Raw genomic sequence first — 13,000 nt, 5'->3', positions numbered from 1 at the left:
AATAGATGTGATTTTTTCTGTCGTGAATTTCGCAGCAGTCGACGCTGTCGATCACGTCATGCAGGCAGAATGCGCAAGTTCGCCACATTGAAAGCAGCCACACGCGACCGCCACCGACACCGCCGCGAGCCCTCCCGATGAGCGAACACGCCAGCGTTCCGAGCGAAATCCTCGCCAGACTCAACGCCATCTGCCTCGGCCTGCCCGAGGTGCACGAAGAATCCGCCTGGACCGGCGTGCGCTGGATGATCGGCAAGAAAAATTTCGCCCACGCCGTGAGGATCGACCGCGGCTGGCCGCCGGCGTACGCGCGGGCGGCCGGCCACGACGGGCCGCGGACGGTGCTGACGTTTCGTTTGCCGACCGCGCGGCGGGCGGCGCCGAAGTTCGCCCGGGCGCCGTTCTTCAAGCCGTCGTGGTTCGCCGACATCGTCGGCGTGGCGATCGATGCGCGCACCGACTGGGACGAGATCGCCGACTTGATCGTCGAAAGCTATTGCGTGCTGGCGCCGAAGAAATTCGTCGCCTTGCTCGACCGCCCGCGCGCCTGAGCGGGCTCAACCCGGGTCGCGCGCCTGGATCGCCCGCACCACCGCGGCCATGTCGGCGGCGCCGTGGCCCTGCGCCAGGGTTTCGCCGAACAAGGCGTGGCATGCATCGAGCAAGGGCGAAGCGATGCCCGCGTTGCGCGCGGCCTGCGCGATCAGGCGATTGTTCTTCAGCACATCCGCGATCGAGGCCTGCACCGAATAATCGCCGTCGACCAGCTTGGCCAGCTTGATCGTCGACACCGCGCTGGCCATCGGCCCGGCATCGAGGATGGCCTGCAGCCGATGCAGGTCCAGGCCCTGGCGCTGGGCGAAATGCACCGATTCGGCCAGCCCGGTCACCATCGTGATCAGGAACAGATTCACCGACAGCTTCATCAGCAGCGCATTGGGCACCGCGCCGCAGACGAAGCTCTGGCTGCACATCGGCGCGAGCAAGGGCCGCACCCGCTCCACCGCGGCCTCGTCGCCGGCGAGCATCGCCACCAGTCGGCCGGCTTCGGCAGGCACCCGCGATCCCGACACCGGCGCTTCGACATAACTGCCGCCGGCCGCGCGGATATCGGCGTCCAGCGCCTGCGAATACTCGGCCGAGGTCGTGCCCATGTGGACGAGGACGCGGTCGCGCAGATGCGTCGCGAACCGCGGCGTGCCGCGGCCGAGCACCGCATCGATCGCGACCTCGTCGGCGAGCATCACGATCACCACCTGCGCTTGCTCGAACACCTGCGCCGGACTGTCCGCCACCGTTGCGCCGGCTTCGCCCAACGCCGTCGACGCGTCGGCGGACCGGTTCCACACCACCGGCGCCCTGCCGGCGCGGGCGAGGTTCAGCGCCATGGGCCGGCCCATTACGCCCAGGCCGATGAAACCGATCTGTGGGGTCATCCAGTGTCTCCGCGAGTAGAGCGCCGCCGGCCGTTGCGCGATTGACCGCCAGTGTGACCGATACCCGTGGCCGCCTCCATGACGCAGGCGACGAATCAACCGCCTTCGCCCCTCTCGAAGCCGGCGGGCTTTGCGATGTGTGGCGCGTTCCATCGCGCGATCTTCGCCGCGGCGGTTTTATAGTGCCCGGCCACGCGACGACGGGACGACACCATGTGGGACCCCAAGAAATACCTCGATTTCGCCGACCTGCGCGGGCGGCCATTCTTCGATCTGATCGCACGCATCGGCGCCGAGCATCCGCGCCGCGTGGTCGACCTGGGTTGCGGACCCGGCAATCTCACCCGTGCGCTGGCGCAGCGCTGGCCCGAGGCGACGCTGGAAGCGAGCGACAACTCGCCGGAGATGGTCGCGGCGGCGCGCGCGGCGGGCATCGACGCGCAACTGGTCGACGTGCGCGACTGGACGCCGCGGCCCGACACCGACGTGTTGATTTCCAACGCCGTGCTGCAATGGGTGCCGGAGCATCGCGAACTGTTGCGGCGCTGGGCGCGCGAACTGCCGCGAGGCGCTTGGATGGCCATTCAAGTGCCGGGCAATTTCGACGCGCCGTCGCATGCGCTCACCCGCGAGCTCGCGGCTAGCGCGGCGTGGGCGGCGCAGCTGGCCGATGTCGGCCTGCGCGAAGACGACACCGTCGACAGGCCGCGGCAGTACGCCGAACTGCTGGCCGGCGAGGATTGCATGGTCGATGCGTGGGAAACCACGTATGTGCAGCGCCTGTCGGGCCCTGACGCGGTGCTGGAGTGGATCACCGGCACCGCGCTGCGGCCGGTGCGGTCGGCGTTGAACGATGCCGATTGGCAGCGGTTTCGCGGCGAGCTGGCGCCGATGCTCGACCGCGCTTATCCGCCGCGCGGCGATGGGACGACCTGGTTCGAGTTCCGGCGGATCTTCGTGGTTGCGCGTACGGCGGGGTGATGTTTCGGGAGGCGGGAATCGGGAATCGGGAATCGGGAATCGGGAATCGGGAATCGGGAATCGTAGAGGCTCGCAGATCCGGTGCAAGCTGCGAGGTTTTTTGTGGGAGGGGCTTCAGCCCCGATGCTTTCCGTTCCGATCGCCAAGATTCTGCATCGGCTGATCGAAAGGCATCGGGGCTGAAGCCCCTCCCACAAAAGACTTCGTGCTTTCAATCCTTGACTGCGAACGCGCGGCGAGCGCCCGATCCGCGGATCGGGCCGCCCCATCGCCCGAAACAAAAAAGCTTCCCGCCGCCATCCCTGCGCCGGGAAGCGGGTAACTAAAGCGCGCTACCGCCGAATTTGTGGGTGTACTGCAGATACACCTGCCGGCCGACGGTGTCGAACCAGGACACGTCGTAATACGGATAACTGGTGTAGGTCGCGTCTTTCGGCGGCAGTTTGTCGAACAGGTTGGTCACCGCCAGCGACAACTGGGCGTGGTCGGTGAAGCGGTACTGCACCGAGGCGTTGTAGCGGTAGGTCGCGCCGACCCACGGGCTGCCGCCGTCGTCGGGATCGTAGGACTGGTTGTAGGAATCGTAGTTCGGCAGCTTGCCCAGGCGCTCGCCGTGCAAGGTCGCGGTCCAGCGGTCCTTGTCCCAGCTCAGGCTGACGCTGGCCTTGCTGCGCGGAATATCGAAACCGCTGTTGACCGCGAACTGATCCTCGACCGGGTCGCCGCTGTACTGCTGGCTTTCGTGTTCGCGCACCCAGCTGTAGTTGCCGTTGAAGCGGAAGCTGCCGAAGCGGGTATCGAGCCGATAGCGCGCGTTGAAGTCGATGCCGTTGGTGCGTTCGCGGGCGATGTTGATCGGGTTGATGTAGATGCTGTACAGGTCGCCGTCGTCGTTGCGGCCGACTCGCGCGAGCGCGTCGACGCAGGTCGGCGAGGCCGCGTCCACCGCGCTGCCGTCCGGGCGCCGGCCCAGCCGGCAGTTGGCCTCGTCCTGCAGGATGCCGTCGATGCGCAGGTCCTGGACCTGCTGGCGCAGTTCGATGTTGAAGTAATCGATCGAGAAATCCAGGTTCGCCATCGGCGACCAGACCAGGCCCGCGGTCCACGCGGTGCTGGTCTCGGGTTCGAGTTCGCGGTTGCCGCGCCGGGTCACCACCAGGTTCTCGTCGGAGTACGAGCAATCGCCCAGGTCCGAATCGGGTTCCTCGGTGCGGCAGCGGTAGTAGTCGGCGCCGAACGATTCCAGATTGCCTTCGCCGGAGAACACGTAGTGCAGGTCCGGCGCGCGGAACGCGGTGCCGTAGGAGCCGCGCAGCAGCAGCGATTCGACCGGACGCCATTCCAGGCCGGCGCTGTAGGTGAACTTGTCGATGTCGTGGCCGCCGTAGCGGTATTGGTCGTAACGGCCGGCGACGCTGAGATTGAGTTTTTCCAGCAGCGGCAGACGCAGTTCGCCGGCCGCGGCCCAGCGGTCGCGGCTGCCTTTGCCGTCGGAGTCGCGCCAGCTGTAGTAGTAGTACTGGGTCGCCAGCGGATCGGGGCGCAGGTTGTAGCTCTGGTTGCCGACTTCCAGGGTGCCGGCGAAACCGACCGCGCCGGCCGGCATCGTGAACAGCTCGGTGTTGGTCAGGGTCAGCGACGCGGTGTCGGTGCGCGACTTGGGCTGGTAGACGGTGCGCGCGGCGATCGCGTCGTACTCGGCGCGGGTCAGCGGGCGATACAGGCGCTCGGGATCGGCGTTGAAGATCGGCAGGCCATCGTCGTCGGTGCCCAGTTGCGGGCCGAGGAACAGATCGTTGGCCTTGGACGCGACGATCTGCGGCCAGCTGATCGTGGACTGGTATTGCGAATGGCTCAACGCCGCTTCCCAATCCCAGTGCTCGCCCCAGCGGCCCTTGAACCCGGTGGTCAGGCTCAGGGTCTTTTGCCGATTGCGGATCGTGCCGGCGTCCAGGCCGCCCATTTCCTCGGGCGAAAACTGGCGCTGCCAGTACTCGACCTGATCGGTGGCCTGATTGAAGAAATAGCCGTCTTCGTTGCCGTCGGGCGCCTGGTAGCTCCAGTTGCCCACGTCGCGGAACATCGACAGCTCGTGATACCCCATCTGCACGTCGGCGAACCACTCGCTGCCGTTGTCGAAGCGATAGCCCAGCGAAGCGAAGGCGTTGACGCCCTTGCGCTCGCTGATCATGGTGCCGTAGCCGATCGACTCGTCGCTGCCGCAGTAATAGCCGTCCTCGCCGTCGGCGCCCCAGCCCGGCCGCGAAGCGCGGTAGGTGGTGCCGCCGTTGAGTTGGGCCAGGCCGGCGCAGGCCGCGCCCGGATCGAGGTATTCGTCGTCGAAGTTGGTGCGCAGGAACGCGCGCCGCGCCGCGCGGGTCGACTGCGTCGGCGCGTCCTTGGTCGAATCCTGGCGCGCGCGCTCGTACGCCCACAACGGGTTCTGCGCCTGCAGTTCGAAGCCGTAGATCGCGCTGAAACGCTCGTTGCTGTAGCCGCTGGACACGCTGAGGTTGAACGACTCGCCGCCGCCGCGGGTGCTGTCGCCCATGCGGAAATCCACGGTGGTGCCGTCGGCCTGTTTCTTGAGGATGAAATTGACCACGCCGGAGATCGCATCGGAGCCGTAGATCGCCGAGGCGCTGCCGGTCAGGATCTCGATCCGCTCGACCATGCCCAGCGGGATGTTGGAGATGTCGGTGAAATTGCTGCGGCCCTTGAACGGCATCGGGAAGTCGGCGATGCGGCGGCCGTTGACCAGCACCAGGGTGTGATTGGGGCCGAGCCCGCGCAGGTCGACCTGTTGCGCGCCGGGCGAGAAGTCCGCGCCGCTGGCCGATTGCTGGCTCTGGGTCTCGCCGCCATTCTGGGTCATCGCGCGCAGCACGTCGGGCACGCTGGTGAAGCCGTTGGCCTTGATCTCCTGCGCGGTCATCACCGTGATCGGCGCCGGGCCTTCGATCTGCGCGCGCGGGATGCGCGAGCCGGTGACCTGGATGCTTTCCAGTTCGGTCACCGAAGCCGGTTCGGGCGAAGCGCCGCCGCTCGCCGGCGGCGTGCGCGGCGGCGTGGGCGCAGGCTTCGGCGCCTGCATGATCACCATCGCCCCCGATGCATCGCGGCGCGCAACGTAACCGCTGCCGCGCAGCAAGCGGTCGAGCGCGTCGGCGGCCGGCATCGCGCCGCGCACGCCCGAAGTGCGCAGGCCCTTGAGCTGATCGGCGCGGTAGACGAACTGCACCCCCGATTGCCGCGCCAGCGCATCCAGCGCCGAGACCAGATCGCCGGCCGGAATGTCGACCGCCCCCGCGGCGACTTGCGCTTGCGCCGACAGCGCGGCGGTACAGGCCAGACTCAACAGCAACACGCGCAGACGACGCACCATCGGGTTCCCCTCCCCATCGGCGCGCATGCGGCGCCGTTGTGTTATCAGACGAACGAATCCGAAAAATCCCGCATGCCGCCAATGCACGGCGCCCCTGGGCCATGCACGCCAGGCCGGACGGCTCAGCGGCTGTGCAGCACGATCCGGTCCGGCAGGCGCTCGGCGCGCACCGGCATGGCCTGTTCGAGCAGGCCGACGAACACCTCGGCATTGGACCAGCGGAAGTTGCCGCCGACCCGCAACTCGCCGACCGCGGCATCGCCGATCACCAGGCGGCGGGTGTTGTAGCGGTTGAACTCGGCCGCCGCCGCGCTCAACGCGGTGTCGCGGAACACCAGGTAGCCGTTGCGCCAGTCGACATAGCGTTCGGCGTCCTCGACCGATCCGCTGCGCACCAGCACGCCGTTGGCGCCGGCCAGGGCGATGCTGCCGGCCGGCAGCAGCGTGGTCGGCTGGGTGTGGCCGTCGACCGGTTCGGATTCGAGCCGCACCGTGCCTTGCGTCACCACCACGCGCAAGTCGGGGCCGTCGCGCCGCACCGAGAAGCGCGTACCGACCGCGATCACCCGGCGCGCGCCGGCGTCGACCGCGAACGGCCGGCCTGGGTCCTTGGCGACATCGAAGAAGGCTTCGCCGTGTTCCAGCGCCACGTGCCGCTGCGCGCGCGACAGCGCCACCTCGATGCGGCTGTCGCTGCTCAGGGTGGCGCGCGAACCGTCGGCGAGGCCGATCGTGTCGAGCGCGCCCATCGCGGTGCGGTAGGAGCGGTGTTCGACCACGCCGTAGCGCTGCCAGCCCCATAGCAACGACATCGCCATCACCGCGATCGCGGCCACCGCCGCGTAGCGCGCGGCGCGCGGACGGCGCAGCACAGCGCGCGGTGCGAACTTCGGCCCGATCGGCGACGCGGTCGCGATCGCCGTTACAGGCGCCGCATTCGGCTGCGGTGCGGCGACAGCGCTCGCGTCTTCATCGCGATCAGGCTGATCCGCATTGGCCTGATCCTCCTGCCGCCTCGCCTGCGCCTCACCGCGCGGCGCATACGGCGACGCCGACCAGGCGCCGCGCGCCGGTACTTCGCCCGGCGGCACGCCCGCGGCCAGCGCCTTCAGCCGGTCGCTCTGATTCCAGGCCGCCTGCAGGCGCAGCCACGCGACCCGATGCGCGGTCGACTGCGCGAGCCAGGCATCGAAGTCGGCCTGATCGCCGGGCGACCAGTCGCCGCCGTCGCGCCTGGCGAGCCAGGCGGCGGCGGCGCGTTCAATCTGTCTGCTTCCTGCCATGTTCGCGATTCCTGTCGGCGTCGTGCGCATCGTCGGCGAGCGACTGCGTTGCGCCGTAGTAGTGCTCCGCCAGCAGACGCATCCCCTTGGCGACCTGTTTTTCCACGGTCTTCTCGGTGATGCCCATGCGCGCGGCCACCTCCTTCTGCGGCAGCTCCTCGACCCGGCGCAGCCACACCACTTCCCGGCAGCGGCCGGGCAGCAGGTCGAAGGCGTCGGCCAGGCGTCTGAGGTTCTGCCGCGCGCCGAGCCGGCGTTCGGGCGTCACCTCATCTACCAAGACGTTCAAGGACTCGAAATCACCCACCGGCTCGATCGACACCACCCGGCCGCGGCGCAGCCGGTCGGTCATCAGATGCCGCGCGGTCGCGAACAGGAACGACTTGGGCTGGTGCGGGCGCGCCCGGCCGGCGGCCTCGTAGACGCGCACGTAGATTTCCTGGCGCAGGTCGTGGACATCGTCGACATGCGCCCAGACCCGGCGCAGGTAATGCACCAGCGCGGCTTCATGCACCAGGATTTCGTCGGCGAACCAGGCGTCGAGGGCGGTGTCCATTGCGCCGACATTAGCCGACGACCGGCCGCGTGACCACGCCGGCGGCGATCGTGACGGTGTCGAGCGAGGCGATGGGGGATGATGCGGCCTGGTTCGTCATCAACAGCGATCCCTGCCGAGGCCGAGCGATGCGCAGTTCGTCGAAAGCACCCAACACCTCGCCGGCGATGCCGGCGCCGACCGTGCGATCGGCGGGGCCGCGCTTGCCGCACGCCGCGTTCAAGCAGGCGATGGCGAAGGCCTTGTTGTCCGCCTTGCTCGTCGGCATCGGCTCGGCCGTGAGTGCGCAGGAAACAGCGCCCGCGCCATCGGCTGCATCCGCGCAGCGCGAAGGCTATCGCTACTACCAGATCGGCGACTTGTCCGCGCCGCGGCCGGCCTCGACCCAGGCCGGGATGATGCTGGTCGGCGGCGGCGACTGGCCGCGCGAGGCGTTCGAATGGATGATCCAGCGCGCCGGCCACGGCCGCATCGTGATCCTGCGCGCGTCCGGCTCGGTCGAGGCGCAGAACGAATTCTTCCACGACATCGGCGGCATCACCGCCGCGCAGACGTTGGTGTTCGACGACCGTCGCGCCGCCAGCGATCCGCAGGTGCTGGCGATCGTGCGCGCGGCCGACGGCATCTTCATCGCCGGCGGCGATCAGTCCAAGTACGTGCGCTACTGGAAAGACACGCCGCTCGCGCGCGCGCTCGACGCGCACGTGCGCGCCGGCAAACCGATCGGCGGCACCAGCGCCGGCCTGGCCATTCTCGGCGGCTATGCGTATGGCGCGATGGACGGCGGCAGCCTGGTCTCGCAAGCGGCGTTGCACGATCCCACCGGCCCGCAGCTGACCTTGGTCGACGATTTCCTGCACATGCCGTACCTGCGCCAGGTCATCACCGACAGCCATTTCGGCAAGCGCGATCGGCTCGGGCGGCTGATCGCGTTCGTCGCGCGCCTGTCGAACGAACACGCGCGCGACGACTTGGTCGGCCTGGGCGTGGACGAATACACCGCGCTGTGCATCGACGCGCGCGGCCACGGCACCGTGTTCAGCGGCAACGGCGGGCATGTTTGGCTGGTGCGGCCGCGCCAGTCGGCGCAGGTGTATGCGCCGGGCCAGCCGTTGAGCATTCGCGAGGTGCCGGTGATCGGCCTGGGCACCGGCAGCCGCCTGCGCCTGAGCGATTTCAAGGTCGAGCAGCCCGCGTTCCACGAGCTTTATGATGTCGAATCCGGGCAGCTGATCCGCCGCGAACCCGCGGCCTGATGCCGACCCACCGCACGCCACCGAGCTGGAGCCGAGAATGAACTACGCGTTGCGTCATGGCTGTCTTGTCGCACTGATGGCCTCGGCCGCCGTGGCCCAGGCCGCCGAATCCGCCGCCGCAACCGCCGCGCCGGCGACGCAACCGGTGCTGGTGATCCACGGCGGCGCCGGCGTGGTCCGCGCCGGCATGAGCGCGCAGGACGAACGCGATGCGCGCGCCGCGCTCGAACAGGCGCTGCGCGCCGGCCACAAGCAACTGGCCGCGGGCAAGCCGGCGATCGACGCGGTCACCGCCGCGATCACCGTGCTCGAGGACGCGCCGATGTTCAACGCCGGTCGCGGCGCGGTGTTCACCCACGACGGCAAGAACGAACTCGATGCGGCGGTGATGGACGGCGCCGGCCTGCGCGCCGGTTCGGTCGCCGGCGTGCACCGGGTCAAGAACCCGATCCTGCTCGCGCGCGCGGTGATGGAAAAATCCAGGCACGTGATGATGGTCGGCGACGGCGCGGAAGCCTTCGCCAAGGAAAACGACGTGACCCTGGTCGACCCGTCGTATTTCCGCACCGAGAAACGCTGGCAGCAATTGCAGCAGGCGCTCAAGGAAGAAGCCGCCGGCCAGGCCCACGCCAACCTGGAAACCGCCAAGCACTTCGGCACCGTCGGCGCGGTCGCGCTCGACACGCAGGGACACCTCGCCGCGGGCACCTCGACCGGCGGCATGACCAACAAGCGCTACGGCCGCGTCGGCGACGCGCCGATCATCGGCGCCGGCACCTACGCCAGCACGCATTGCGCGGTATCGGGCACCGGCTGGGGCGAGTTCTACATCCGCGCGGTCGCCGCGCACGAGATCTGCGCGCGCATGCAATACGCCGGCCAGAGCGCGCGCGAAGCCGGCGAAGGCGTGATCAACCGCGACATCCCGAAGGCCGGCGGCGACGGCGGCGCGATCGTGCTCGGCGCCGACGGCCGTTTCGCCCTGCCGTTCAACACTGAGGGCATGTACCGCGGCTGGATCGGCGCGGACGGCAAGCCGCATGTGGCCTTGTTCAAGGACGATGTGCTGGCCGAGCCCGAGACGGCTGCCCGGAAATAAGACACGGGCTTGCATCGCGCAATGCGATCAAGCCTGATGCTCGCGCAGGATCAGATCCAGGTCCTTGAGCAGCGCCGCAATCTCCTGCGGACAAGCCCCCATCGCCAGCAGCCGCGCCTCGTCCAGGTTCGCGAACAAGGGCAGCACGGTGTCGCGCAGTTCGAGCGAGTCCGGGCTCGTGCCGCGCAAGCTCGCGCCGTAGCGCACCGCGGTGCGCAGGATCGCCGCGTACAGCAACCGCTGCACCAGCGGGTCTTCGACCCGATCGGGCTCCATCGCGTCGAGACAGAAGCTCAGGCCCGAGATGGCCGAGAGCTTCGAGATTTCGATCGCCTGCGAATACCACAGCGAGGCGAGCGTGAGATTCTCTCGGTATGAGCGATAGTCGTGCATCGGCTTGACACTCCGTCAGGTGCGGTCGCGGCTGCCGTGCCGACACGAATCGGCCGGAGCGACAGCGTAGCGCCACCTGCATCGAACCGCATCTGACAGGACGCAGAGCCGCCGATCGCTATGCCGCCTCACGTCGCGCCGCGGCGGCAACGACGGCCCCGACTTCGTCCAGCCACAGCGCGCGCTGCACCGCGTCGCTGCCCGACACCGGGCCGTACATGCGCCGGATCACGCTGTCCACGCCGCACAGTCCGAACACGCAACGCGCCCAGATCGCCTCGAGCGGATCGCCGAACGCCGCCATTTCGCGATCGGCCGGCGTGTTGGAGGTATTGAACACCAGCGCATGCCGCGCCTTCAGCAGGCCCACCGGCACGCCCTCGTAGGACACGCCGGGCGGATAGGCATACGCCGTATCCAGGCGGAACACCCGGTCGATCCAGCCCTTGAGAATCGCCGGCGGCTGGCCCCACCAGTTCGGGTGAAAGATCGCGATCAAGTCGGCGCGCGCCAGTTCCTCGCAATGCCGTTCCACCAGCGGATCGCTCGAACCCACATTGCCGCTTTCACCGGTGGGCTGCACCGGATTGAATTGCTCGGCGTACAGGTCGTGGAAGGCGACCCGATAGCCATGCCCGCTCAATACGTCCCGCGCGACCTGCGCCATCGCGTGGCTCAGGCTGGTCGGACTCGGGTTGGCGACGATGATGGATGCGAGCATGCGGAGTTGATCTCGAAACAAGCCAATGAATGGATCGCCGATCGCGGCCCGCCCCATCTCGCTAATCCCGCGCGGTGCCTGGACGGGCCAGCGGCCATCCTAGCCGACCTGTTCGGCACCGCCTCATGACTATCGTCATCAGCCTCATCCGGCCCTGCGGGCCACCTTCTCCCGCAGGCGGGAGAAGGGAACACGCCGCTGCGCATATGAGGCCCTCTCCCGCTAGCGGGAGAGGGGTTGGGGTGAGGGCCGCACGAACATCGTGGTGCGCCAGCGTAGGTGACCATGCCAGAGCGAAACGAACGCGCGACAATCCGGCAACTCCCAGCCGCCCTCCTCCATGGCCATCATCGAACGCACCGCCGACATCGCCGCGAGCGTCCAACAGGTGTACATGGCCTCGCAGGATTACGCGGTGCGCTACCAATGGGATCCCTTCCCCGAACGCATCGAGGTGGTCGCCGGCGATCCGGAGCGCTTGGCGATCGGCACCCGCGTGCGGGTGCGCTCCAAGCTCGGCATGCGCATGATGGTGGAATTCGTCCAAGTCAAACCCCCGACCCACGCCGCGATCGTGATGATCGACGGGCCTTGGCTCCTGGCCAAATTCGCCGGCTCGTGGGTCTTCGAAGCCAGCGCCGCGAATCGGACCACGGCGCGGTTTCGTTATTCGATAATCGCCCGACCGGCGTTCGCACGCTGGATCATCGAACCCTTGGCGATGCGTTATTTCGCCGGCGTGGTCGAACGGCGCCTGGCCGGACTGAAGGCCTATTGCGAACGCTTGGGCGACGACCCCGCGTCTTCCTAAGCGGCTCGTTTCGCCAGCCGTCCAAGCACCGAGGCGCTGTTGAGTTCGCGTAACGCGTCCTTACCGATCCAGCGCGGCGCAGGTTGCTCGGATGCCGACAAGCGTGTGGCGACCGCGACCGCGGCGTTGTGCAGAACGCGATTGCGCTTGCCGATCGACCGCAACGCCCAATTGACGGCTTTCTTGACGAAGTTGCGCTCATCGTCGGCATGGGTCTCGATCAGTTCCAGGCCGTGCAGGAACAAAGCGTCGTCGGCCTGCTTGTCGTGGACGGTCTTGCTGGCGAGCAGTGCGAACGCGGCACGCTTGACGTATTCGTCGCGGCGCGGCGCCCATTGCTCGATCTTGCGCCACGCATGCGGGCTGCGATCGAACAGGGCGAAGCAGACCGTGTCGCAGACCGCCCAGTTGTCGAAATCGCGCGACCAGCGGTCCATCTGCGCCGGCGTGACCCAGGCCGGGTCGTCGAGGTAGGACGCCAGCAGGCGCGCCTCGTACCAGGCGCTGCCCCACAGCGCGGCCGCGAGTTCGTGATCGCGGCCCAGGCGCTTGGCGAGCGCCTGGATCGAACCCATCGGTACGCCGAAGGCGCGCTCGCTGGGAATCGCGTAACGCGCCAGCCCGTCGCGATAGGCCTGGCTCGATGACATTCTCAGTTGATGCAGGGCGTCGTCCAGACGCACCGCCAGGGCGGGCGCGGCGTTTCGGACCTTGCCTCGGGTCGCCGATGCGTTGGCTTTTGCCTTGACTGTGGCCGACTTCTTCGCCGCCGCGGACGCGCTTGCCACGGACTTTCCCGCGATGACTTTTTTCGGCGCGGTCTTGGTCAGTGCAGCCTTGGTCGGCGCGGCTTTCTTCGCTACGGCTTTCTTCACCGCCGCTTTCTTCGCCGCAAGCTTCTTGACCGCCGCTTTCTTTACGGCTGCTCGCCGGGTCGTGGCCGGCGTCTTCGCCGCCGGAGCGATCGCTTTCGAACCAGCGGTTCTGGCCATGTCCTGACACCGGCGAAAAGGGCGAAAAACGACAGCGCGGCATCAATGTAACCATCGATGCCGCGCTGCGCCATGTGCCTCGATCGC

General features: G+C 68.1%; 13 protein-coding genes. 6 read left to right on the top strand and 7 right to left on the bottom strand.

Annotated elements, in window-relative coordinates:
• The first annotated feature begins 137 nt into the window (after positions 1-137).
• Positions 138-551 carry an MmcQ/YjbR family DNA-binding protein gene (locus tag KME82_RS01265; protein ID WP_215496921.1) on the top strand — a complete coding sequence of 138 codons (414 nt, stop codon included), beginning with the start codon at positions 138-140 and terminating at the stop codon, positions 549-551.
• A gap of 6 nt (positions 552-557) precedes the next feature.
• Here the strand turns inward: KME82_RS01265 and KME82_RS01260 are convergent, their stop codons facing one another.
• Positions 558-1,436: an NAD(P)-dependent oxidoreductase gene (locus tag KME82_RS01260; protein WP_215496920.1), complete on the bottom strand. Its 879-nt coding sequence runs from the start codon at positions 1,434-1,436 to the stop codon at positions 558-560.
• 213 nt (positions 1,437-1,649) lie between these two features.
• Here KME82_RS01260 and KME82_RS01255 point away from each other — a divergent pair, with 213 nt between their 5' ends.
• On the top strand, positions 1,650-2,417 hold the full coding sequence (locus KME82_RS01255) for a trans-aconitate 2-methyltransferase (RefSeq protein ID WP_215496919.1): 768 nt from the start codon (positions 1,650-1,652) through the stop codon (positions 2,415-2,417).
• A gap of 322 nt (positions 2,418-2,739) precedes the next feature.
• On the opposite strand, the gene KME82_RS01250 is transcribed toward KME82_RS01255, so the two are convergent.
• From KME82_RS01250 to KME82_RS01240, 3 genes are all read right to left on the bottom strand, one after another.
• Entirely contained in the window at positions 2,740-5,802 is a 3,063-nt protein-coding gene (locus KME82_RS01250) for a TonB-dependent receptor (protein ID WP_215496918.1), read from the bottom strand.
• A gap of 122 nt (positions 5,803-5,924) precedes the next feature.
• Complete coding sequence (locus KME82_RS01245; RefSeq protein ID WP_215496917.1) at positions 5,925-7,085, bottom strand: FecR family protein; 1,161 nt, start codon at positions 7,083-7,085, stop codon at positions 5,925-5,927.
• Positions 7,063-7,641: an RNA polymerase sigma factor gene (locus KME82_RS01240; protein ID WP_215496916.1), complete on the bottom strand. Its 579-nt coding sequence runs from the start codon at positions 7,639-7,641 to the stop codon at positions 7,063-7,065. Before KME82_RS01240 ends, KME82_RS01245 begins: the two co-directional genes overlap by 23 nt.
• Positions 7,642-7,769: 128 nt before the next feature.
• On the opposite strand from KME82_RS01240, the gene KME82_RS01235 reads away from it, so the two are divergent.
• Together KME82_RS01235 and KME82_RS01230 are read left to right on the top strand one after the other, a co-directional pair.
• Positions 7,770-8,897 (top strand): cyanophycinase, encoded by a 1,128-nt coding sequence (locus KME82_RS01235; protein ID WP_252255577.1) that lies wholly within the window; start codon positions 7,770-7,772, stop codon positions 8,895-8,897.
• Positions 8,898-8,973: 76 nt separating this feature from the next.
• Positions 8,974-9,996, top strand: coding sequence for an isoaspartyl peptidase/L-asparaginase family protein (locus KME82_RS01230; protein WP_215498923.1), 1,023 nt, complete (start codon positions 8,974-8,976; stop codon positions 9,994-9,996).
• A 27-nt stretch (positions 9,997-10,023) separates the two neighbouring features.
• Here the strand turns inward: KME82_RS01230 and KME82_RS01225 are convergent, their stop codons facing one another.
• Together KME82_RS01225 and KME82_RS01220 are read right to left on the bottom strand one after the other, a co-directional pair.
• Positions 10,024-10,389, bottom strand: a complete 366-nt coding sequence (locus tag KME82_RS01225; RefSeq protein ID WP_215496915.1) for a hypothetical protein — start codon at positions 10,387-10,389, stop codon at positions 10,024-10,026.
• Between the two features lie 118 nt (positions 10,390-10,507).
• Positions 10,508-11,110: an NAD(P)H-dependent oxidoreductase gene (locus tag KME82_RS01220; RefSeq protein WP_215496914.1), complete on the bottom strand. Its 603-nt coding sequence runs from the start codon at positions 11,108-11,110 to the stop codon at positions 10,508-10,510.
• 340 nt (positions 11,111-11,450) lie between these two features.
• On the opposite strand from KME82_RS01220, the gene KME82_RS01215 reads away from it, so the two are divergent.
• On the top strand, positions 11,451-11,921 hold the full coding sequence (locus KME82_RS01215; RefSeq protein WP_215496913.1) for an SRPBCC family protein: 471 nt from the start codon (positions 11,451-11,453) through the stop codon (positions 11,919-11,921).
• Here the strand turns inward: KME82_RS01215 and KME82_RS01210 are convergent.
• Positions 11,918-12,571: a DNA alkylation repair protein gene (locus tag KME82_RS01210; RefSeq protein ID WP_215496912.1), complete on the bottom strand. Its 654-nt coding sequence runs from the start codon at positions 12,569-12,571 to the stop codon at positions 11,918-11,920. The genes KME82_RS01215 and KME82_RS01210 overlap by 4 nt on opposite strands.
• Before the next feature lie 94 nt (positions 12,572-12,665).
• On the opposite strand from KME82_RS01210, the gene KME82_RS01205 reads away from it, so the two are divergent.
• Positions 12,666-12,920 carry a hypothetical protein gene (locus KME82_RS01205; RefSeq protein ID WP_215496911.1) on the top strand — a complete coding sequence of 85 codons (255 nt, stop codon included), beginning with the start codon at positions 12,666-12,668 and terminating at the stop codon, positions 12,918-12,920.
• The last annotated feature ends 80 nt before the right edge of the window (positions 12,921-13,000 follow it).

The sequence above is a fragment of the Lysobacter capsici genome (genome assembly GCF_018732085.1).
GTDB lineage: Bacteria > Pseudomonadota > Gammaproteobacteria > Xanthomonadales > Xanthomonadaceae > Lysobacter > Lysobacter capsici_A.
This window is presented reverse-complemented; position numbering and strand designations above follow the sequence as displayed.